Raw genomic sequence first — 19,639 nt, 5'->3', positions numbered from 1 at the left:
GCCGAGGACGGCGCCGGGCGGCGGCGCAGCCGGTCCACCTCGGCGGCCAGCCGGCCCGCGCGGCGGGCGGCCCAGTCGGGGGCGACGGCGGAGAGCGCGCCGGAGCCGTCGTACAGCGCGGCCCAGCCGCCGAGCCGGGCGGCCAGCTTGCGGACCACCGCGGTGGTGCCGTCCTTGCCGAGCGCGGCCCGGGTCAGCTCCTCCTGGGCCTCGAAGCTGGTGGTGACCGCCTCGTACTGCTCGGCGGCCAGCGCGGCCGAGACGGTCTTGCTGATCGCGATGAACGGCGTCGCCTCGGGCACCCGGATCAGCGGCAGCCCGCGCTGGGCGGCCGCGTCCACCAGCGCCTGCGGCACCTCGGTGTGCGAGAGCCCGACCCCGAGGCCGAGACCGACCACGCCCGCGTCGGCCAACCGGTGCACGTACGCCTGGAGCTTGGCGGCGGCCTTGCCCAGCTTGATCCCGGTGGTGAGCAACAGCTCCCCGCCCTCCAGGAAGGGCGTCGGGTCGTCCAGCTCGCTGGTGTGCACCCAGCGGACGGGCCGTTCCAACTGGTCCGCACCGGCCAGCACGGTCAGATGGAGCGAGCTGCTGCGGACTACGGAGGCAAGTGTGGGGGGCATGGCACCTTCGGGTGTTCGACCAGGCTGCGCCGTTGCAACCGGGCGAGGAGGGCTTCTGCCTCCATTATGTACGCCTCGGCCAACCCGCCGGACCGAATCATCCGCTCCGTAGTCAGCCGACTCCGGACCGGCCGAGGCCCTGGCCGACCGCCTTCGGGGTCAGCCGCGCAGATCCACCAGCACCGGTGGGATCTGTTCCCCCGTCACCGTGGTCAGCGAGATCACCGCGTGCCCGGTGGGCAGCGCGTGCGCCAGGTCGGAGGACGACCAGCGGTGCCGCTCGACCTCCCGGACGGTGACGCTCTCGGTCTGCGCGGTGGTGCCGGAGAGCGCCTTGCGGGCCAGCCGGCCGGCCCGGCGGACCGCGCCGCCCGAGGTGTCCGGCGCGTGGGTGACGGCGGTCTCCCGGATCAGGTGGGTGCCCCAGGCCTCGGAGAACAGCCGGCCGTCCCAGGGCGCGATGCCGGGGAAGGCCATCCGGCAGCCGACCGCACCGAACAGCGCGGTGCGCAGGTTCTCCGGCAGGTCGACCAGGGTGCGCAGCAGCAGGACGGCCCCGGCGTTCGCCCCGCGCATCCGCTGCAGCCCGCGCACCACCTGCGCGTCGAGCGCTGCCGAGGCGTCGTCCACCACCAGACCGGCGAACAGCGCACGCTCCCGGCGCGCGGTCGCGGCCTGCACGAACTGGCCGGTGACCAGCCGGGACAGCATCCGGGCCGCCTCCGGGTGGCTGAGCTCGGGCAGCTTGACCCGGACTCTGAGCGGGTGGTCCAGCGCCCGCATCGCGAAGGCCGGCTTGCCGGGAGCGTCGCCCGGGAAGCACCCGGCGAAGGCCGGACGGTCCAGCAGCGCCAGCCGGTCGGCGAGCAGCGCACCCGGGTCGTCGGCCCGGCCGTGCTGGCGCTCGCGGTGCTGCAGGTCGGACTGGTGGACCGTCAGTTCACCGGCCTCGGTCAGCGCCTGACGCAGCGCCGCCCAGCCCTTGGGCTCGCCGCCGAGCAGCTCTCGCAGCTCCCGGACGCCGGGGTAGCGGCCGTACGCGGCGTGGAACGGTCCCACCGTCTGCTGGAGCGCGGCCCGGGAGCTCTCGGCGCGCAGCGAGAGCTCGTCCGGCAGCAGCGCGTCGGTCAGCCGGGCGGCCGCCTCGTCCACCTCGGCGGCGGCACCGAACAGGTCGAGGCCGTAGGGCGAGGCGGGGTCACCGGGGGCGATCACCACGTCGTACCAGTCGTCGGGGCCGAGGTCCGCCTCGGCGGCGCCGATCACCACCGCGCAGGCGGTCCCCGCGAGTGCCTGCAGGCAGAGCGCCTCGGCCAGCGGACGGGCCAGCCCGGCGGTCTTGCCGGTGCCGGCCGGGCCAACCGCGAGCAGCGAGGTGCCGAGCAGTGCCGGGTCGAGGGCGAAGCCGGTGGCCCGGTGGGTGGGCGGGTTCTTCAGCACGTCCTGGGCGGTGCCGAGCCTGACCTGACGGGTCAGCAGGTCGTGCCGGTGGCTGCGGCCGGCCAGGTCGCGGGCCTCCGAGGGGTGGGCGCAGGCGGCGGCGCCCCGGGCGGTGATCTGTTCGGTGAAGGCGGCCATCAGGTCCGGCTGCCCGAGCACGGTCTCCCAGGCCCGCTGGATCCGGACGTAGTCGACGTCGGTGACCGGCTGCCGGTCCAGCACCTGGGCGGCCAGCGGCGCACCACCGTGGCGCAGCCGCTCCCAGGGGTCGGCCGGACCGGTCGGCACGGCGACGCCCTCGGCCGGCGCCTCCTGGGTGACGGTGCGGGCCAGCAGCGGGCCGACCCAGCGGCGCCAGACCTCGGGCCAGCGGCCCATCCGGCCGAACAGCTTGATCACCCCGGCCGCCACCGCGACGTTCACCGCCAGCAGCGCGATCACGGCGGTGGCCGAGGTGAGGCCGTCGAGCAGACCGAACAGACCGGCCACCCAGAAGATCAGCTGGACGCCGTACAGATAGGCGAACCAGGCCACCACCAGGTTGAGCACGACCCGCAGCAGCAGCGGTGTGGCCGGGACGGCGGCGGCCTCGCGGTCGACCACGGCGCTCTGACGGTGGTTCAACCGGTAGACACCCGGCTCGAGTTCGGGGCGCGGCTCCCCGGCCCAGGCGGTGAGGTCGAACGGGACCGGCCGCTGCGGCGGTACGCCCGGCGCCTTCCCGAGTTCGACCGCACGCTGCCCGTACGTACCGTCCAGTCCCATCGCGGCCCGCTCCCCGCTCCCTGTGCCCACCCGGCCATTGACCTACCCGGGATGCCCCCGGGCGACCCGTCCGGGCTCAATGTAGTGGAGCAGAGACGGTCCGCAGCCGATCTCACGCGCTGGCCGCGCAGGACAAGTCGGATAGTGGACTGCTACCGAGTGGCGCATGCCCGGGCGAGTTTCGCGGCCGTAGCCTGCGAGGACCGCGCCTTGAGATTTGGAGAACACACCATGAGCGCTGCAACGCAGCTCCCGCAGGAGCGCCGCCTGGTCACCGCGATCCCCGGCCCGAAGTCGCAGGAGCTGCAGGCACGCAAGCTCAGTGCGGTGGCCGCCGGTGTCGGCACCACCCTGCCGGTGTACGTCGCGCGCGCCGGTGGCGGCGTGCTGGAGGACGTGGACGGCAACTCGCTGATCGACTTCGGCTCCGGCATCGCCGTGACCAACGTCGGCAACAGCGCCGCCGCCGTGGTCGCCAAGGCCACCGAGCAGCTGGCCGCGTTCACCCACACCTGCTTCATGGTGACCCCGTACGAGGGCTACGTGGCGGTGGCCGAGCAGCTCAACGAGCTGACCCCGGGCGACCACGAGAAGCGCACCGCGCTCTTCAACTCGGGCGCCGAGGCGGTGGAGAACGCGGTGAAGATCGCCCGCGTCTACACCAAGCGCACCGCCGTCGTGGTCTTCGACCACGGCTACCACGGCCGCACCAACCTCACCATGGGCCTGACGGCGAAGAACATGCCGTACAAGCAGGGCTTCGGCCCGTTCGCGCCGGAGATCTACCGCGTCCCGGTGGCGTACCCCTACCGCTGGCTGACCGGTGCCGAGAACTGCGCCGCCGAGGCGGCCGCGCAGGCGATCGACATCATCAACAAGCAGATCGGCGCCGACAACGTCGCGGCGATCATCATCGAGCCGATCCAGGGCGAGGGCGGCTTCATCGAGCCGGCCAAGGGCTTCCTCCCCGCGATCGTCGAGTACGCCAAGGCGAACGGCATCGTCTTCGTCGCGGACGAGATCCAGACCGGCTTCTGCCGCACCGGCCAGTGGTTCGCCTGTGACGACGAGGGCATCGTCCCGGACCTGATCACCACCGCCAAGGGCATCGCCGGCGGTCTGCCGCTGGCCGCCGTGACCGGCCGCGCCGAGATCATGGACGCCGCGCACGGCGGTGGCCTGGGCGGCACCTACGGTGGCAACCCGGTCGCCTGCGCCGCCGCGCTGGGCTCCATCGAGACCATGAAGTCCGAGGACCTGAACGGCAAGGCCAAGCGCATCGAGGAGGTCATGAAGGCCCGGCTGGCCACCATGGCCGAGAAGTTCGACGTGATCGGCGAGATCCGCGGCCGCGGCGCCATGATCGCGGTCGAGCTGATCAAGCCGGGCTCCAAGGAGCCGAACCCGGAGTTCACCGCCGCCGTCGCCAAGGCCTGCCACGCCGAGGGCCTGGTGGTGCTGACCGCCGGCACCTACGGCAACGTGCTGCGCTTCCTGCCGCCGCTGGTGATGCCGGAGCACCTGCTCACCGAGGGTCTGGACATCATCGAGGGTGCGTTCGCCGCCGTCTGATCCAGCCATGCGCGCAAGGCCCCGGTCCAGATGGACCGGGGCCTTCCGCTTGCGCCCGCCGGATGCCGACGCTGGCTGCACGCGCACTGGTGAAGATGCTGTGCGAAACCGGCCAGGCCCCTCTGCGGGGTACGGGTCTGACGTACTGTCATGACAGATGGACAGCGAGCCACACTTCTTACCGACAGCCTCCGCGGCTCCAGCCGGAGCGGCGGCAGCCGAGAACCGATCGACCGACCGTCCGGCCCACACCCCCCGGGGCGCACGGAACGGCGATCTCCCCAGCCGCCCTGGAGCTCTCCCCCCCGCTCCGGGGCGGCTCTCGCATGCCTGGATTCCGCTGGCCCTGCTGGCCGTACTAGCCCTGATCTCCTGGCAGGTCGCCGTCGACGGCCCGCTGCTGGAGCTCGACGAACTCACCCGCAGCGCCGTCCACTCGGTCCGCCGGGCGCTGGGCAGCACGCTGCTCAACCACCTCGGCGCCGGGCTCTCCGACCTCGGCGGGCCCGTCCCGGCGATGCCGGTCCTGCTGCTGACGGCGGCGGTCGCGGCCTGGCGCGAGCACCGGGCCGGGCTGGCCAGGTGGTGGTTCCCGGTGCCGGTGGCGGTGCTGGCCGGGGCGCTGGTGCCGCTGCTGATCGTGCCGAGCAAGACCTGGTTCGCCCGCCCGGGCCCGTTCGGCTTCCCGCTCTCGGCCGAACAGCTCGGCTGGTACCCGTCCGGGCACACCGCCACCTCGGCGATCGCGTACGGGACGGCGGCCCTGCTGCTCGGCCCGACGCTCCGCCGGCCGGTGCGCGAGCGGCTGTACGCGCTGACCGCGCTGCTCTGCCTGGGCGTCGGGGCCGGGCTGGTGTGGAGCGACTACCACTGGCTGCTGGACGTGCTGGCCAGCTGGTGCCTGGCCGGGGTGCTGCTCTGGTGCCTGCTGCGGTTGCTGCCCCGGGTCACTCGCCGGTAGCCGGGTCCTCCTCGTTGCGGTGCACCAGACCGGCCTCGCCGCTGTCCCGGCGCCACTCGACCACCAGCTCGTCGCGGGCCCCGAAGCGGACCAGGTGACGGCCGACCACGTCCTCCAGCTGGGGCAGGTTCGCCTCCTCGCCCTCGACCACCAGCAGCAGCGCGCCGGGCTCGGCGGTCAGGGTCGCGGTGCCGGCGCTGAAGACCAGCTCACCCCGGCCGGTGTCCTCGGACCACTCGGTCTGCACCTTGCGGCTCATGTGGGCGGCCAGCTGCTTGCCGTAGCGGGCCGGACGGTCGGTGGCGACGCGTGCCTGGGAACGGGACATCTCTTGCCTCTGTCTGCTCGACTTCGTTAATTTAGGTGAGCCTAATCGCATAGTGAGCCTGACTCAAGGTGTTATCGGAGCGACATCTCCACCGGCCCCGATACCCTGAGCCCACCTACTGCCCGGGGAGCCCGCCCATGTCCACGCCGTCCGAGCCCTCTGCGCCGTCGACGCCGTCCGCCGACACCGCCGCGGAGCTCGCCGACGCGCTGACCCGGGCGATGAAGCGGATCCGCCGGCAGACCATGGCGCGACTGGAGCCGTACGGGATCACCCCCGGCCAGGCCCGCGCCCTGCGCACCCTGGCGCACGCCCCCGGCTGCGAGGGCCGGGAGACCATGCGGCTGAGCGAACTGGCCGAGCGCCTGCACATCGCCCCGCGCTCCGCGACCACCGTGGTGGACGCGCTGGAGGAGGCCGGCCTGGTCGAGCGGGTACCCGACCCGGCGGACCGACGAGCCGTCAGGGTCGTGCTGACGACGGCCGGCCACGGTGCACTGGAGCGGCTCGGCCTGGTCCGCCAGGAGGTCGCGCAGGAGTACTTCGGACCGGTCAGCCAGCCGGACCAGGCCGCGCTGCTGCAAGCGCTGCGGACCGCCGAGCTCGCCTTCGAGCAGAACCGGGCAGCTGGTCAGGGCCCAGCGCGGTGAGCCCGATCCCGAGCACCACCAGCACCGTCGCCCCGACCGCGAGCGGGCCGAACCGCTCGCCCAGCAGCAGCCAGGACGAGGACATCCCGAAGACCGGCACCAGCAGCGAGTAGGGCGCCACCGCGGAGGCGTCGTACCGGCCGAGCAGGTAGGTCCAGGCCATGAAGCCGAACAGGGTGGACCCCAGGCCGACGTAGAGCACCGCACCGATCCCGGCCGGGGTGAGTCCGGCCAGCGCCCCGCCGATCGCCGACGGTCCCTCGAACAGCAGCGACAGGCCGAGCAGCGGCAGCACCGGGACGGCGCTCATCCAGACCATCCAGCGCAGCGCGTCCGGTGGCGCGGCCTTGCGGGTCAGCACGTTGGACAGCCCCCAGAACGCCGCCGCCACGATCACGATCACGAACGCGCCGACCGGGCCGTGCAGCCCCCGGTCCGCAGCCGCCAGGGCGATCCCGCCGAACGCGACCGCCAGCCCGGCGATCCGCTGCGCGGGCGGGCGTTCGCGCAGCAGCACGGCCGCGAACACCGCCGTGAACACGGCCTGGCTCTGCAGCACCAGCGAGGACAGCCCGGCCGGCATCCCGGCGTGCATCCCGAAGAACAGCAGCCCGAACTTCACCACCCCCAGGGTCACCCCGACCGCGACCACCCAGCGCCAGGCGACCTTCGGACGGCCGACGAAGAACACCGCCGGGACCGCCACCACGGCGAACCGCAGGGCGCCGAACAGGAACGGCGGGAAGTGCTCCAGACCGATGTGGATGACGACGAAGTTGACCCCCCAGACGGCGGCGACCAGCACGGCGAGGGCGATGTGACGGGGAGTCATCTGCATGGGTCGAGCATGGCCCGGGATGACTGTGTAGCACCAGCAAATAGTTCTACACCGGATGCTTTAGCATCACTGCATGATGGATCTGGGCAGGCTCCGCGCACTGCACGCGGTCGCGGTACACGGTTCGGTGGGCGGAGCGGCGGCCGCACTCGGCTTCACCCCCTCGGCGATCTCGCAGCAGATCGCCAAGCTGGAGCGGGAGACCCGCACCGTCCTGCTGGAGCGTCAGGGCCGAGGCGTGGCCCTGACCGACGCCGCCCGCGCGCTGGCCGACACCGCACAGCAGGTCCTCGCACTGGTCGAACAGGCCGAGGTGACGCTGGAGGAGCAGCGCGGCGAGGCGGTCGGCCGCCTCGTGGTGGCCGCCTTCGCCACCGGCGCGCGGGGCATCCTGCCCGGGGCGCTCGCCGAGCTGCGCGAGCGCTGCCCCGAGCTGGACGTCCGGCTGCTGGAGGTGGACCCGTACCTGGCCGCCGACCTGGTCGCCCGGGGCGAGGTCGACCTGGCCCTGGTCCAGGACTGGCCGACCGTACCGCTGCCGATCCAGGACGGCCTGTCCCGGCTCGACCTCGGCATCGACCCGGTGGACCTGCTGCTGCCCGCCGGACACCCGCTGGCCGCACTCGCCGTGGTGCCGGTCGGGCGGCTGCTCGGACAGCGCTGGATCAGCGTGCCGCCCGGCAACATCTGCCACGACTGGCTGGTCCGCACCCTGCGGGAGGCCGGCGAGGAGCCGGACGTGATCTACCAGGTCGGCGAGTTCGAGACCCAGATCGCGCTGATCGGCGCCGGCCTCGGGATCGGCCTGGTGCCCCGGCTCGGCCGCGCGGTGCTGCCGCCCGACGTGGTCGCCCGGCCGGTGGTGCCCGAGCCGGCGCGCCGGGTGTTCGTCCTCTGGCGCACCCGGACCAGCCGTCGGCCCGCCATCACGGCGACGCTGCAGGCGCTCCGGCGGCAGTGGAACTGAGCTCGTCAGTGTGGGTCAGTCCGCGAAGCCGATGACCACCCACATGAAGCCGACCCCGAGCAGTGTGCAGAGCAGCGTCGAACGGGACGGGTGCGGGCTGTGCGCCTCCGGGAGGATGTCGGAGGTCGCCAGGTAGAGCAGGAAGCCGGCGAAGAAGCCCAGATACAGCCCGAGCAGGTGCTCCGGGATGGTGAACAGCAGCGTGATCGCCGCCCCGGTCACCGGAGCCAGCGCGTCCGCGCCGAGCAGGGTGAGCGCGCGACGGCGGTTGTTCCCGTACATCCGGGTGATGGTGTAGGTGTTGAAACCGTCCGCGAAGTCGTGGGCGACCACCGCGATGGCCACCACCGTGCCGACCGTGGTGCCCGCCTGGAAGGCCGCGCCGATCGCGAACCCGTCCATCAGGCTGTGCCCGACCAGTGCGCCGGCGGCCGTCAGACCGACGCCCTGCTTGCCGCCCGGCGCATGGCTGTGCGCATGGGCGTGCGAGTGGGCGGCGTACTCCCCCTCGTGACCGCGGTGGATGGCCACCGACCGTTCGACGATGTGGATCGCCAGGAAGCCGGCGGCGAACATCAGCAGCGCCTGCGGCACACCGTGCAGCTCGGCTGGCGCGGCCTTGACCGCCTCGGGCAGCAGGTCGAAGGCGACCACCCCGAGCATCAGACCGGCCGCGAACCCGAGCACCAGGTGGCGACGGTCACCGGTGCGCTGGGCGACGTAGCCGCCCAGCAGTGTCATCAGAAAGGCAGCGGCGGAGACGAGCACCGCGGTCATCGAGGACCTCCCGCACTCGCTCGTCCGATGTCCGACACCTTGCGGCCTCCACCCCGGGACGTCAACCACCCGACGTCGACCGCCCGAGGTCAGCCGCCCGACGTCAGCCGCCTGGGGCCGGACGGCTGCGCGGTCCGCTGCCCACGGGCGCAGACGCCCGGCCCGGGCCGCGGATCGCGCCACGGCCCTAGCGGCCAGCCTGCTGGGCGACCGGTCGCGCTGCCCGCCGGGCGGGGCCGTCAGGGTGACGGCGGGTCAGCCCGGCGAGCCCGGCCTGTACGTCCTGGACGTCCTGTGCCGGCGGGCGTGCTGCCTGGGCGGTCAGCTGGCAGGCTGGGGCCATGGGCCACGGATTCCTGAGCAGCCGGCGAGGCGCCCACTCCAAGGGAACCCCGGAACCGGCACTGGCGGCGCTGCTCGCCGAATGCGGGCTGCTGCGCGAGCTGGCCGAGTCCACCGGTGTCCGGCTGGACGACACCGAACGCTCGCTGACCGCGCTGGACCAGCTGCTCCCCCGCTGGCGGGACAACCCCGAGGTCTCCGACTGGCTCGGCAACGACGCCGGTCTCTACCTGGGCACCGTGCTGCGCCGCACCGTACCCGGCACCAGCTGGCGGCTGGACCGGCACGACCGCCCGCAGATCGTGCTCCCCGGCGGCCGCGAACTCGACGTCACCGCGCTCGGCCACTCCTGGGCCGACCAGGGTTCACCCCAGCTCGCCACCGCGTACCTCGTCGCCACCGGTGGCTGACCCACCCTGCTCGGTCGGCTGCGGTCGGCAGCGGTCGGCAGCGGTCAGCCGGCCCGCTGGTCAGCCACCGGTGCCGAGCCGCAGGCCCAGGTGAGTGGCCGTCAGCTCGCGTACGCCGTCGCCGTCCACCAGGTGGATCTGCTCCAGCTCCCCGGCCAGGTCGAGCGCCCGCTCGGAGAACCGCCCCGTGGTCAGTCGCAGCCCCCGGTCGGCCCCCTCCTCCCGGACCGCCTCGGCGAGCGTGTGCAGCTCCGTGTCCTCCACCTGCCGGCCCAGCACGCCTGCCCCGCCCGCCTCCTCGGGGCGCGAAGCCCAGACCACCCAGCGCCCGGGCAGCGCGCTCCCCGGCTCCCCCGCCCCGGTGGCGACCAGCCCGGCCGGCCCGCGCAGCCGTACGCTCCACTCCGTCAGCCCGCCCCTGGTCAGCAACTCGCGGACCAGGTAGACGAACTCGTTCGCCGACAGGTCGGCGGCCGACGGCACGGTACGGCTCGCCTCCGCGCTCGGCTCGACCGGGACGACGCCGTACGGGTCGGGCGTCACCACGGCCGCCAGCTCGCGCAGCCGCAGCAGCGCCTCGTCCTGCTCGGCATCGGCGTAGACACCCTTGCCCCGCTCGTGGCCGGCCTCCGGCCCGGCGACCTCGGTCTCGGTCTCGGTCGCGGTCTCGGGCGGCAGCAGGCGGGTGCGGGCCAGCGCGTCCCGGTCCGCGTCCACGCTGAGCAGACAGACCGGGTCGGCTGACGGGGTGTCGGTGCTGCGCAGCCAGCCGTTGAGCACTACGCCGGTCAGTATCTCCTCGGTGTCCACCGCGTCCGCCGCCTGCAACGCGCGCAGCGCGAGGCGGGCCGCCAGCCGCAGGTAGTCGGCGGCCCGGTCGGCCGTCGGCCGCGGCACCGGCTCCACCGTGCCGTCGGCGCCCAGCCGGTAGCCGGCCAGCGAAGGCACCACCTCCAACGCCGGCAGGTCGAGGTCGAGCACGGCGGTGCGGGTCAACGGACGGAACACCGCGCGGCAGGGAGCGGGCAGGTCCTGGGTCGCGCCCTCCGCCGCTGCCAACGCGCGCTCCAGCAACGACTCGACCGCCGCCGGCTCGGCCAGCCGGTAGGCGCGGCGGCACTCCTCCAGGCTGTCGTTGTACTCCCGGACCGCCCGCGCGCGGGCCTGCTCCGCCTCCTCGTGCGCGCGCCGGGCAGCCATCACGCCGCTGTCCGCCGCCGCTGCCGCCCGCCTGCCGCGCCACTCCCGCAGGGCGCGCTGGTGCGCCAGCCGGGCTTCCGCAAGCCCGCGCTGGTACCCGGAGTCGAGCAGCAGTCGGCCCGCGACCTGTGGCTCGGCCGGGGCGTAGTCCGCCCAGCGCGGCTCGGGGCCTTCCTCCGCCGCCCCGGCCCCGGTGCCGTCCCCTGCCTCCGCTCCCGCCGCCGGGTAGGGGCGGGGCTCGTAACTCAGCAGCCGGCTCTCGAAGTCCATCGCGGAGACCGGCAGCGCGGCACGGCGCAGCAGATCGGCGAGCTGCTCGTGCTCGGCCAGCACGGCCAGCGTCCGCTGGTGGGTCAGGGCGGCCGCCCTGCCGTGTGCGGCGACCTCCTCGTCGGTGGCCGTGGCGGTGCTGCCTCCCCGGGGAGCTGGCGCCTCCTCGCCGCCGAGGTCACGGAAGAGCGAAGCCAGGAAGCCGGGTTGGAGGGTGGTCGCGGTACCGTCCGGGTGCCCCTCTGGTGCGTTCTGCATCGGTGGTCGTTCCCCCATGCTCGTCCGGTGTCGCCGCTCGGCTGCTGCTGAGCATTCTCCACCGTCCGGCCCCTGCCGGTGGCCAAGACCCGTGACCCCGACGTCAGTTGGTCCTGGTGTTGGTGAGGTGCAGGCCGATGTACCCGACGTAGATCCGGCCGCTGCCGGAGCAGTCGTCCAGGTAGTGCAGCCGGGGTGCCGTCCGCCCGCCGCCGATCCGCAGGTGCGCGCCCATGAACGCGCGCCGGGAGGAGTCGACACACTCCGGCACCGGGAGCATCCGCTCGCGCTTCCACTTGGTGTGGCTCTCCACCGTCCTGGACTCGCCGCGCACCGCCTTGCGCGGCGGGAACCGGTGGCAGCCGGCCGGGGTGTGCTCGCACCACTGCTTGAAGTCGCCGCCCGCCTCGCCGCGCACGGCGGCCGACGCGTACTCCTGAAGCGCCGTCAGACCCTCCCAGGTCAGCCGGGCCCACCCGGTGCCGGCGTACTGGCCGTCGAGTGCCAGTGCCTCCTTCTGGTCGCCGGTGAACTCCAGCAGCGGGAACTCGGCGAACCGGCCCACCAGTTCACCGAAGCTGTCCGGGCTGCCGTCGCACGGCCGGACGGTGCAGAGCCGGCCGGGCAGGCTCAGCCCGGCCGGGTGCCGCAGGCCGGACCGGTCCTCGTTGGCCGCGCTCAGGAAGCGCTCGCGACGCCGGGAGCGGTGCAGCGAGTGCCGGACCCGCTGAAGCTCGTCGGCCCTGGCCTGCCGCTCGGCGGCGTCCACCTCCTGGTCCGTCCGGTGCTCGGCGGGCGGGCTGACCGTGTTACGGCTCTCCGCCGGTGCGCGGTAGACCGGGACAGCGGCCAGCAGGGCGGGCAGCGGCAGGTCGGCGGCCAGCCGGCGGGGCTCCCGGGCCAGCAGCGCGGCGGCCCGTCGAACGTCCTCCTCGATCCGGTGCCGGGGCAGCACCGGGTGCCGCGCACCGTCGGCCCGGCAGGCCGGATCGACCTCGGGCAGGTAGGTGCGCACCGCTCCGCCGTAGACCTTGTGGTACTCCAGCGCGACGTTGAACAGCGGCAGCGCCTCGTGGTCCAGCAGGTGCAGCGCGGCCAGACCGGTCAGCTGTCGGGTGAGCGGCAGCAGGGTCTCGGCCAGCCAGGCGCCGGGGGCTGTGGACGGCGGGAGACTGGCCACCAGCACCGGCAACCGGCGCTCCGGATCACAGAGTTCGTCGATCAGCGCCTCCACGTCCGCCGGGCGGACCAGGCGTGGGGCCACCCCGATCTGTGCCGGGCCGTCGGTCGCGTCCAGCAGTGGCAGCAGTACGCGGACCAGGTCGGGGACCGGCACCCGGCCGCCCGCCCTGAGTGCCGGCCCGGCGGCCAGGTACTCGGCCTCCAGCCGGACCTCGGTGGGGCCGTCCGGGGTGGCGGAGGCGAGGGTCAGAGTCAGCTGGTCGGTGCCGTGCGGGGCGGGGGTGCGCAGTCTGCGGCGGAAGTAGCCCGCACCGCTCACGGCCTCGGCCGAGCTGTCGGGGAGATCACCGAAGTCGCGGTCCAGCAGGATCCGTTCGCCGAGGCGCAGGCGCTCGGCCGGGAGGGTCAGGGTGTCCGGCGGGGGCTCGTCATGGCCCTCCCCCTTGAGCCACGCGGCCAGCAGCTGATCCGCCAGGGCGGCCACCTCGGCCCGGGGCCGCGGCGTACCGACCGTCATCCGATAGGGCGTCGGCTGGCCGAACCGGCCTGCCGTCCCGGCTGGTTGGCCGGCGGCGGGCTCGGGACGCCGGGGTGGGGTCCGTTCCGGTACGGTGCGCTGCGACAAGCTGTGCTGCGGAGTCATGCGAGGTACCTCCCGTGGTGCGGCGGTTGGGGTCTGACGTCCTCCATCTACGGGGTGGTCGGTCGGCTCCGCACCGCCCGTTACCGGTGCGGGTCCTTGCTCCAGGAAACGCAGATGCCCGGAGCGGAAGTTCCAACACCGGGCATGGTTAATTCGTTCGAGTGTCACTAGGTTTTCGCTCGGGCCTGCTTTCAGCCGCTCCGGCAGCCTTGGGGGCAGCCCCTCAGGCGTCCCCCACCGGCACCTCGACGAAGTCCCGGCCGGTCGCCTCCGCGGCCGCCGAACCGCCGGTCGCCTCCGCCAGCCAGGCATGAAACTCCGTCACCTCAGGCTCTGGGACGCCGACTTCGATCCGCACTCCGGCCGCCTGGTAGGACAGCTCCCGCACCACGTACCCGGCAGCCCGCAGGTCGTTGTCCAGCCGCCCTGCCCTGGTGTGGTCGACCGCGACGGTGAGCAGCGCGACCGGGCGCCGTTCCAGCAGTCCGACCGCGTCCACCGCCTCGGAGACCGCGCTTCCGTACGCCCGCACCAGGCCGCCCGCACCGAGTTTGATCCCGCCGAAGTACCGGGTCACCACCGCGGCGGTGTCGGTCAGTCCGCGCCGCCGCAACACCTCCAGCATCGGCACCCCGGCCGTGCCGCCCGGCTCGCCGTCGTCACTGGAACGCTCGCGCGGCTGCTCACCGCCGACCACGAAGGCGGTGCAGTTGTGCCGGGCGTCCCAGTACTGCTTGCGGATGCCCGCGATGAACGCCTGCGCCTCCGCCTCGTCGGTGACCCTGGCCAGGTGGCAGATGAAGCGGGACTTCTTGATCTCCAGCTCGTGCACGCCGGATCCCCGAACGGTCAGATAGGGCTTGGGGGTCGGCTCCGACATGGTGCGGGGGTACTCCAGACATGCGGAAAGCTGGCAGGGACCGGGCGGTCCCTGCCAGCTTAACGAGCGTTGCGGTACGGCCCGTTCCGGCGGTCAGCGACCGGCGAGGGCGTCCAGCTGCTTACGGTCCAGACCGGTCAGCTCGGTGACCTCGGCCGGGTCGACGGCGCCACAGTCCAGGCCGCGCAGCAGGTAGCCGCTGAGCGCGCGGGCGGTGGCGGGCTCGTCCATCACGTCGCCGCCGGCCTTGGCCACGTACGCGGCCAGCCGGGCCGAGGCGGCCACCAGGCCCTCGCGGTAGAAGGAGTAGACCGCGACGTAACGGGTCGGCAGGTGCGCCGGGTGCATGTCCCAGCCCTGGTAGTAGGCGCGGGCCAGCGAACGGCGGACCAGGTCGTGGTGCAGCTTCCAGGCCGCGTGCACCTGCTCGGTCGGGCCGGTCGGGATGACGTTGGTCGAACCGTCCGACAGCCGTACCCCGGTACCGGCGGCCGCCACCTGCATGACCGCCTTCGCGTGGTCGGCGACCGGGTGGTCCATGCTCTGGTACGCGGCGCTGACGCCGCAGGAGGCGCTGTAGTCGAAGGTGCCGTAGTGCAGACCGGTGGCCCGGCCCTCGGCGGCCTCGATCATCCGGGCCACGGTGGCCCGGCCGTCGGCACCGAGAATGGCCTGCGTGGTCTCGATCTGGATCTCGAACCCGATCCGCCCGGCCGGCAGCCCGGCCCGCTGCTCGAAGTCGGCCAGCAGCCGGACCAGCGCGGTGACCTGCTCGGCGTAGGTCACCTTCGGCAGCGTGAGCACCAGGCCGTCGGGCAGCCCGCCCTCGGCCAGCAGGGTGGACAGGAACAGCTCCAGGGTGCGGATGCCGCGGTCGCGGACCGCTGCCTCCATGCACTTGATCCGGATACCGATGTACGGCGGGGCGGTGCCGTCCGCCACGGCGGCGGCGACCAGTCGGGCGGAGCGGATCGCGGCCGCGTCCTCCTCGGCGTCGGGGCGCGGGCCGTAGCCGTCCTCGAAGTCGATCCGCAGGTCCTCGACCGGCTCGCGCTCCAGCTTGGCGCGGACCCGGGCGTGCACGTCGGCCAGCAGCTCGTCGTCGGCCACGCCGAGCGCCAGCGCCAGCTGGGCCGGGGTGGCGGCGTGCGCGTCGAAGGCGGCCAGCGCCTGGGCGCCCCAGCTGCGCACGGTGTCGGCCTCGAAGGCGTCGGCCGGTACGTAGACGGTGTGCACCGGCTGACGGCTGCCGTCGTCGCCCGGGTAACGCCGGGTCAGCTCGGCGTCGACCGGGGCGAGCAGCGCCTCCACCGCGGCCCGGGCGGCCTCGGAGAACGAGGCGCCGCCCTCGGACTTGCTACCGTCCAGCTTGGCCTGCGACATGCCGAATCCTCCACGCCTTCAACAGATTGTTGATGCGAAGGTAACGGCGCCGCACTCAGGCCGTCAATGGCCGATCCTCCGGCGAACCTCAGTCCCGGCCCGCCGCGATGTAACGTTCCTCCAGCTGAGACCAGTACCGCTCGACGTCCTTCGGGCTCACCGAACCATCCGGACGGCTGCCCGCCACTCCGTACTCCCGGGTCAGGAACTCCGCGAGCCGCTGCGGATCCGGCTGGTGCTGGAACCGGTCGATGTACGTGGTCAGCGCCTCGTAGCAGAGCTCGGGATCGAGCGGCTCGGGCAGCGGGCGGCGGTCCTGCTCCACCGAACCGGCCGCCTCGACGTCCGCCAGGTCGTCGAAGGTCAGCGGCTCCGCCACCGACGACTGCTCGGCCTGCGGGGCCAACTGCTCCAGCCGGACCGGTCGCGCCACCGCCGGGCCTGCCTGCGGCTGCACGGACTCCGCCCGCGCCGGCGACTGCCGCCCCTGGGGCCGGAACTGACGGGGCGCCGGCTGTCCGGTCGGCTCGTCCCCGGGACGGGTCGGCCGGGGCGCCTTGAACCACGGCGACGACTGGCCGGGCACCCGCGCCGTGTGCACCGGCTCGGTCGGCTGGGCGTGCGACCGGACCGCACGCGCCGTCCAGACGTTCAGCTCGGACTGGGTCGGCACCGGAGACTGCTCGGCCACCCCGTGCTCCTGCGCGTCACGCAGCCGGACAGCGGCCAGCTTGGCCAGCGTCGGGCCGGCCAGCGCGGCCGCCACGGCAACCGGCTTCGGCTCCACGACCGGCTCCACCATCGGCTCCGGCAGCTGTACCTCGGCCGCTTCCGCGCGAGGCTGGGCGGGCACCGGCACACGGCCGTCCACCTGCACCGCCGTCGGCTCGGCGGCGAGCGGCACAGGCTCCAACCGCGCCACCAGGGTGCTCTCCAGCGGTCCGTCGATCCGATCCAGGATGGACGGGTCGAGCGGCACGCCGTACTTGGCGAGCTTCAACGGCAGCAGCGCCTGGAACGGCGCGGACCGGCGCCAGCCCCGCCCGTAGCGGAAGCGCAGCTGCGCGCGGTACACCAGCCGGTTCTGCTCCAGCCGGACGGTCTCGTCGTACGAACGCAGCTCCCAGAGCTTCATCCGTCGCCAGAGCCGGAAGGTCGGCACCGGCGACAGCACCCAGCGCATCAACCGGACCGACTCCATGTGCCGGTCGGCGGTGATCGCCGCAATCCGGCCGACCGCGTGCCGGGACGCCTCCACCACCACGACGAACAGCACCGGGATGACCGCGTGCATCGCCATACCGAGCGCATCGCCCCAGGACGCCGCGGCGTTGAACGCGATCGTGGCGGCCGTCAGCAGCCAGGCCGTCTGCCGCAGCAGCGGGAACGGTATCCGCAGCCAGGTCAGTACCAGGTCCAGCGCGAGCAGCACCACGATGCCCGCGTCCACGCCGATCGGGAAGGCGTACGAGAAGGACCCGAAGCCCTTCTCCAGCGCCAGCTCACGCACCGCGTTGTAGGACCCGGCGAAGCCGATGCCCGAGATCAGGCAGGCTCCGGCGGCCACCACACCGAGCAGGATCCGGTGGGCGCGGGTGAGAGTGGGACGTGCCATCAGTTGATCAACCCCTGGGGCTGGGAGTCGGCGGCTGCCGTATGCGACCGTTGCTGCCGGATCGACCCTTGCCGAGGAGCGGAACCACCGCACCAACGACCGTCACGGCCCACCGGATACTACTCGCACGGGCGTTCCACTGCCGAAGCCCCCTGGGCTATGAGACATCCGCCGGGGTGCCGTTGAGGTGCGCCAACACCGCCTGGACCCGGCGATTGGCGTCCTCGGCCGGGGCAAGCTCCAACTTCGTGAAGATATTGGCAATGTGTTTGGCCACCGCACCATCACTGACGACCAGTCGGCTCGCGATCGCCGAGTTGGAGCACCCCTCCGCCATCAGCTCCAGCACCGCCCGCTCTCGCGGTGAGAGACACTGCAGCGGCTGCGAACTCGACCGGCTGGCGAGCAACTTGGCGATCACGTCCGGATCCATCGCCGTACCGCCGGCCGCCACCCGGCGGACCGCGTCGATGAACTGATCCGCATTGAACACCCGGTCCTTGAGCAGGTAACCCACCCCACCCGTACCGTCCGCGAGCAACTCCCGGGCATACAACTGCTGCACGTGCTGCGAGAGGACGAGCACCGGCAGGCCCGGAATCGCCCGACGGGCCGCCAACGCCGCCTGGAGCCCCTCGTCCGTCAGTGTCGGCGGCAGCCGGACGTCGACCACCGCGACATCCGGCCGATGCTCCAACAGGGCGGCCAGCAGTTCGGGCCCCGTCTCCACCGCTGCGGCGATGGTGAACCCGTGTGCCTCAAGAAGGCGGATCAGCCCTTCTCGAAGGAGGTAGAGGTCCTCGGCGAGGACAACGCGCACGGCAACTCCATGGTGATGGTGGTCGGACCGCCCTGCGGACTGCCGAGCGAGAGGACACCGTCGAAGGTACCCAACCTCCGCTGGATCCCGCGCAGCCCGCTGCCCCGCTCCGGCGCGACACCGCCCCTCCCGTCGTCCGTCACGGTGACCCGGAGCCGGCCGGCGCGGTACAGGATGTCCACCCATACGTGCTGGGCTCCCGAGTGCTTCGCCGCGTTGGCCATCAACTCGCTGATCGAGAAGTAGACCGCCGCCTCCAACGGTGCCTCCGGGCGGGCGGGCAGACTCACCGTCACCTCGGTGTCCTGCGCGCTGTCCAGGGCGAGCGCACGAACGGCATCACCCAGACCGCGCTCCGCCAGCACCGGCGGGTGGATGCCCCGCACCAGATCACGGAGTTCTTGGAGCGCCTTCGCCGACGACTGCCGAGCCTCGGCCAGCAGTTGACGTGCCGCCGCCGGGTCGCTGTCCAGCAGATGCTCGATCGTGCCGAGGGTCATCCCAATCGCCACCAGCCGGGCCTGGGCCCCGTCGTGCAGATCCCGCTCGATCCGCCGCAACTCGGCCGCCTGGTCGCCGACCGCCTCCGCCCGGGTCTCCGTCAACTCGGCCACCCGACGGGTCAGTTGGATGTTCGATGCCCTGCCCTGGGGGTCGAGCACCCTCCTCGCCAGGTCGGCATGCACGTTCAGCGCGTACGGCAGGATCGCCACCGCCACCAGCACGATCACGGCGCTGATCAGGAGCGACACCAGCAGCGAGCCCGCACCTTCCTGGACGCCCGTGTAGGTACGACTGTCGAACGGAGCAGAGAGGCCGAACACCGCACCGCCGACGAACAGGCACAGCACCGGGCAGATCAGGGCCAGCACAGCCGCTGGATTGACCACCAGCCAGACCATCTCCGCCCGGGTGGCCGGGTCCCGCAGTGACCAGTGCACCAACTGGGCGAGCCGGGCAACACTCCGGCTCCGATGGTACGAGTACCCCGTCCACCAGTAGCCACGCGAATCGACCTCCAGCGGCGGTCGGTTGCTGTACGACACCGCCATCCGCGCCCGGCACCAGCGCTCCACCTGGGACCGCGTCCACCCGGCGTTGAGCCGCACGGCCGGCGCCGCCAGCCCGAGCCCCGCCAGCCCGGCCAACCCCATCGAGATCAGCGCCGCCACATCGCTGGACCCCAGAAAGGCCATCGACGCTCCACCGACCAGTAGAGCTGCCAGAAACGGCATCAGCACACCCGGTACAGCACTCACGACCACCGCACCGGCCCAGCCGAGGGACCTGACCCCGGAGCGGAACAGCGCCCTGACCGGCTCAGTCCTTGGGGCGAGGTTCTTCGGGGGGTTGGCGGTTGTCACCGTGGACTCCTGTAGGGCTGAGACTGCTGGTCGGCTCGACTGACGCTCCTCAGTGTTGCCCGGGGCGCCCTGCTCTGGCACTGGCCGTCCCTCCCTACTTCGAGGTGGTCCTACCACCACCCCTGGGCGGGTCTTCTCTCACCAGGCTGGGTCTGGTCGGTCTGTTCCGGAAATGCAGAAAGCCCCTACCCGATCCCGGGTAGGGGCTTTCTGACTAAAGATTGTTCGGCGGCGTCCTACTCTCCCACAGGGTCCCCCCTGCAGTACCATCGGCGCTATGAGGCTTAGCTTCCGGGTTCGGAATGTAACCGGGCGTTTCCCTCACGCTATGACCACCGAAACACTATGAAA

At 72.9% G+C, this 19,639-nt stretch carries 17 protein-coding genes and 1 rRNA gene; 5 read left to right on the top strand and 13 right to left on the bottom strand.

Going from position 1 to position 19,639, the window contains the following annotated elements:
• Together ACXJMZ_RS31115 and ACXJMZ_RS31110 are read right to left on the bottom strand one after the other, a co-directional pair.
• The coding region (locus ACXJMZ_RS31115) for a PucR family transcriptional regulator ligand-binding domain-containing protein (RefSeq protein WP_457033371.1) at positions 1 to 623 on the bottom strand (623 nt) is incomplete at its 3' end.
• 159 nt (positions 624 to 782) lie between these two features.
• The gene (locus tag ACXJMZ_RS31110; RefSeq protein ID WP_457033370.1) at positions 783 to 2,828 is read right to left on the bottom strand and encodes an ATP-binding protein; all 2,046 of its coding nucleotides are present in this window, start codon (positions 2,826 to 2,828) and stop codon (positions 783 to 785) included.
• A 231-nt stretch (positions 2,829 to 3,059) separates the two neighbouring features.
• Here ACXJMZ_RS31110 and gabT point away from each other — a divergent pair, with 231 nt between their 5' ends.
• Together gabT and ACXJMZ_RS31100 are read left to right on the top strand one after the other, a co-directional pair.
• Positions 3,060 to 4,400 carry a 4-aminobutyrate--2-oxoglutarate transaminase gene (gene gabT / locus ACXJMZ_RS31105; protein WP_457033369.1) on the top strand — a complete coding sequence of 447 codons (1,341 nt, stop codon included), beginning with the start codon at positions 3,060 to 3,062 and terminating at the stop codon, positions 4,398 to 4,400.
• Positions 4,401 to 4,557: 157 nt separating this feature from the next.
• A complete protein-coding gene (locus ACXJMZ_RS31100) occupies positions 4,558 to 5,361 on the top strand; it encodes a phosphatase PAP2 family protein (protein ID WP_457033368.1) in 804 nt (267 codons plus the stop codon).
• On the opposite strand, the gene ACXJMZ_RS31095 is transcribed toward ACXJMZ_RS31100, so the two are convergent.
• Complete coding sequence (locus ACXJMZ_RS31095) at positions 5,348 to 5,689, bottom strand: DUF2218 domain-containing protein (protein WP_457033367.1); 342 nt, start codon at positions 5,687 to 5,689, stop codon at positions 5,348 to 5,350. The genes ACXJMZ_RS31100 and ACXJMZ_RS31095 overlap by 14 nt on opposite strands.
• Positions 5,690 to 5,826: 137 nt before the next feature.
• On the opposite strand from ACXJMZ_RS31095, the gene ACXJMZ_RS31090 reads away from it, so the two are divergent.
• A complete protein-coding gene (locus ACXJMZ_RS31090; protein ID WP_457033366.1) occupies positions 5,827 to 6,339 on the top strand; it encodes a MarR family winged helix-turn-helix transcriptional regulator in 513 nt (170 codons plus the stop codon).
• Here ACXJMZ_RS31090 and ACXJMZ_RS31085 read toward each other — a convergent pair.
• Complete coding sequence (locus ACXJMZ_RS31085) at positions 6,242 to 7,171, bottom strand: EamA family transporter (RefSeq protein ID WP_457033372.1); 930 nt, start codon at positions 7,169 to 7,171, stop codon at positions 6,242 to 6,244. The two genes, ACXJMZ_RS31090 and ACXJMZ_RS31085, sit on opposite strands and share 98 nt — an antisense overlap.
• A gap of 79 nt (positions 7,172 to 7,250) precedes the next feature.
• On the opposite strand from ACXJMZ_RS31085, the gene ACXJMZ_RS31080 reads away from it, so the two are divergent.
• A complete protein-coding gene (locus ACXJMZ_RS31080) occupies positions 7,251 to 8,144 on the top strand; it encodes a LysR family transcriptional regulator (RefSeq protein WP_457033365.1) in 894 nt (297 codons plus the stop codon).
• 15 nt (positions 8,145 to 8,159) lie between these two features.
• On the opposite strand, the gene ACXJMZ_RS31075 is transcribed toward ACXJMZ_RS31080, so the two are convergent.
• Positions 8,160 to 8,921 (bottom strand): ZIP family metal transporter, encoded by a 762-nt coding sequence (locus ACXJMZ_RS31075; RefSeq protein WP_457033364.1) that lies wholly within the window; start codon positions 8,919 to 8,921, stop codon positions 8,160 to 8,162.
• 341 nt (positions 8,922 to 9,262) lie between these two features.
• Between ACXJMZ_RS31075 and ACXJMZ_RS31070 the strand changes: the two genes are divergently transcribed.
• Positions 9,263 to 9,673 (top strand): DUF6278 family protein, encoded by a 411-nt coding sequence (locus tag ACXJMZ_RS31070; protein WP_457033363.1) that lies wholly within the window; start codon positions 9,263 to 9,265, stop codon positions 9,671 to 9,673.
• A gap of 60 nt (positions 9,674 to 9,733) precedes the next feature.
• Here ACXJMZ_RS31070 and ACXJMZ_RS31065 read toward each other — a convergent pair whose 3' ends face one another.
• The 8 genes from ACXJMZ_RS31065 to rrf form a co-directional block, all read right to left on the bottom strand.
• The gene (locus tag ACXJMZ_RS31065; protein ID WP_457033362.1) at positions 9,734 to 11,401 is read right to left on the bottom strand and encodes a restriction endonuclease; all 1,668 of its coding nucleotides are present in this window, start codon (positions 11,399 to 11,401) and stop codon (positions 9,734 to 9,736) included.
• A 103-nt stretch (positions 11,402 to 11,504) separates the two neighbouring features.
• Positions 11,505 to 13,100, bottom strand: a complete 1,596-nt coding sequence (locus tag ACXJMZ_RS31060; protein WP_457033361.1) for a hypothetical protein — start codon at positions 13,098 to 13,100, stop codon at positions 11,505 to 11,507.
• 349 nt (positions 13,101 to 13,449) lie between these two features.
• On the bottom strand, positions 13,450 to 14,106 hold the full coding sequence (locus ACXJMZ_RS31055; RefSeq protein WP_457033360.1) for a YigZ family protein: 657 nt from the start codon (positions 14,104 to 14,106) through the stop codon (positions 13,450 to 13,452).
• Between the two features lie 93 nt (positions 14,107 to 14,199).
• A complete protein-coding gene (locus tag ACXJMZ_RS31050) occupies positions 14,200 to 15,489 on the bottom strand; it encodes a DUF6986 family protein (protein WP_457033359.1) in 1,290 nt (429 codons plus the stop codon).
• An 88-nt stretch (positions 15,490 to 15,577) separates the two neighbouring features.
• A complete protein-coding gene (locus tag ACXJMZ_RS31045) occupies positions 15,578 to 17,104 on the bottom strand; it encodes a DUF2637 domain-containing protein (RefSeq protein ID WP_457033358.1) in 1,527 nt (508 codons plus the stop codon).
• Between the two features lie 157 nt (positions 17,105 to 17,261).
• Positions 17,262 to 17,924: a response regulator transcription factor gene (locus ACXJMZ_RS31040; RefSeq protein ID WP_457033357.1), complete on the bottom strand. Its 663-nt coding sequence runs from the start codon at positions 17,922 to 17,924 to the stop codon at positions 17,262 to 17,264.
• Positions 17,876 to 19,120, bottom strand: a complete 1,245-nt coding sequence (locus ACXJMZ_RS31035) for a sensor histidine kinase (protein ID WP_457033356.1) — start codon at positions 19,118 to 19,120, stop codon at positions 17,876 to 17,878. Before ACXJMZ_RS31035 ends, ACXJMZ_RS31040 begins: the two co-directional genes overlap by 49 nt.
• Before the next feature lie 391 nt (positions 19,121 to 19,511).
• Positions 19,512 to 19,628, bottom strand: a 5S ribosomal RNA gene (rrf, locus tag ACXJMZ_RS31030).
• Positions 19,629 to 19,639: the final 11 nt, after the last annotated feature.

This window comes from Kitasatospora sp. P5_F3, from assembly GCF_054049135.1.
The sequence above is the reverse complement of the archived record's forward strand: the minus strand, read 5'-3'. Positions and strand labels throughout refer to the sequence as shown.

Bases quoted from the DNA above. Each gene is read 5' to 3' on its own strand.
- ACXJMZ_RS31110 (WP_457033370.1), bottom strand. From the start codon at position 2,828: ATGGGACTGGACGGTACGTACGGGCAGCGTGCGGTCGAACTCGGGAAG.
- gabT (WP_457033369.1), top strand. From the start codon at position 3,060: ATGAGCGCTGCAACGCAGCTCCCGCAGGAGCGCCGCCTGGTCACCGCG.
- ACXJMZ_RS31100 (WP_457033368.1), top strand. From the start codon at position 4,558: ATGGACAGCGAGCCACACTTCTTACCGACAGCCTCCGCGGCTCCAGCC.
- ACXJMZ_RS31095 (WP_457033367.1), bottom strand. From the start codon at position 5,689: ATGTCCCGTTCCCAGGCACGCGTCGCCACCGACCGTCCGGCCCGCTAC.
- ACXJMZ_RS31090 (WP_457033366.1), top strand. From the start codon at position 5,827: ATGTCCACGCCGTCCGAGCCCTCTGCGCCGTCGACGCCGTCCGCCGAC.
- ACXJMZ_RS31085 (WP_457033372.1), bottom strand. From the start codon at position 7,171: ATGACTCCCCGTCACATCGCCCTCGCCGTGCTGGTCGCCGCCGTCTGG.
- ACXJMZ_RS31080 (WP_457033365.1), top strand. From the start codon at position 7,251: ATGATGGATCTGGGCAGGCTCCGCGCACTGCACGCGGTCGCGGTACAC.
- ACXJMZ_RS31075 (WP_457033364.1), bottom strand. From the start codon at position 8,921: ATGACCGCGGTGCTCGTCTCCGCCGCTGCCTTTCTGATGACACTGCTG.
- ACXJMZ_RS31070 (WP_457033363.1), top strand. From the start codon at position 9,263: ATGGGCCACGGATTCCTGAGCAGCCGGCGAGGCGCCCACTCCAAGGGA.
- ACXJMZ_RS31065 (WP_457033362.1), bottom strand. From the start codon at position 11,401: ATGCAGAACGCACCAGAGGGGCACCCGGACGGTACCGCGACCACCCTC.
- ACXJMZ_RS31060 (WP_457033361.1), bottom strand. From the start codon at position 13,100: ATGACGGTCGGTACGCCGCGGCCCCGGGCCGAGGTGGCCGCCCTGGCG.
- ACXJMZ_RS31055 (WP_457033360.1), bottom strand. From the start codon at position 14,106: ATGTCGGAGCCGACCCCCAAGCCCTATCTGACCGTTCGGGGATCCGGC.
- ACXJMZ_RS31050 (WP_457033359.1), bottom strand. From the start codon at position 15,489: ATGTCGCAGGCCAAGCTGGACGGTAGCAAGTCCGAGGGCGGCGCCTCG.
- ACXJMZ_RS31045 (WP_457033358.1), bottom strand. From the start codon at position 17,104: ATGGCACGTCCCACTCTCACCCGCGCCCACCGGATCCTGCTCGGTGTG.
- ACXJMZ_RS31035 (WP_457033356.1), bottom strand. From the start codon at position 19,120: ATGGCCTTTCTGGGGTCCAGCGATGTGGCGGCGCTGATCTCGATGGGG.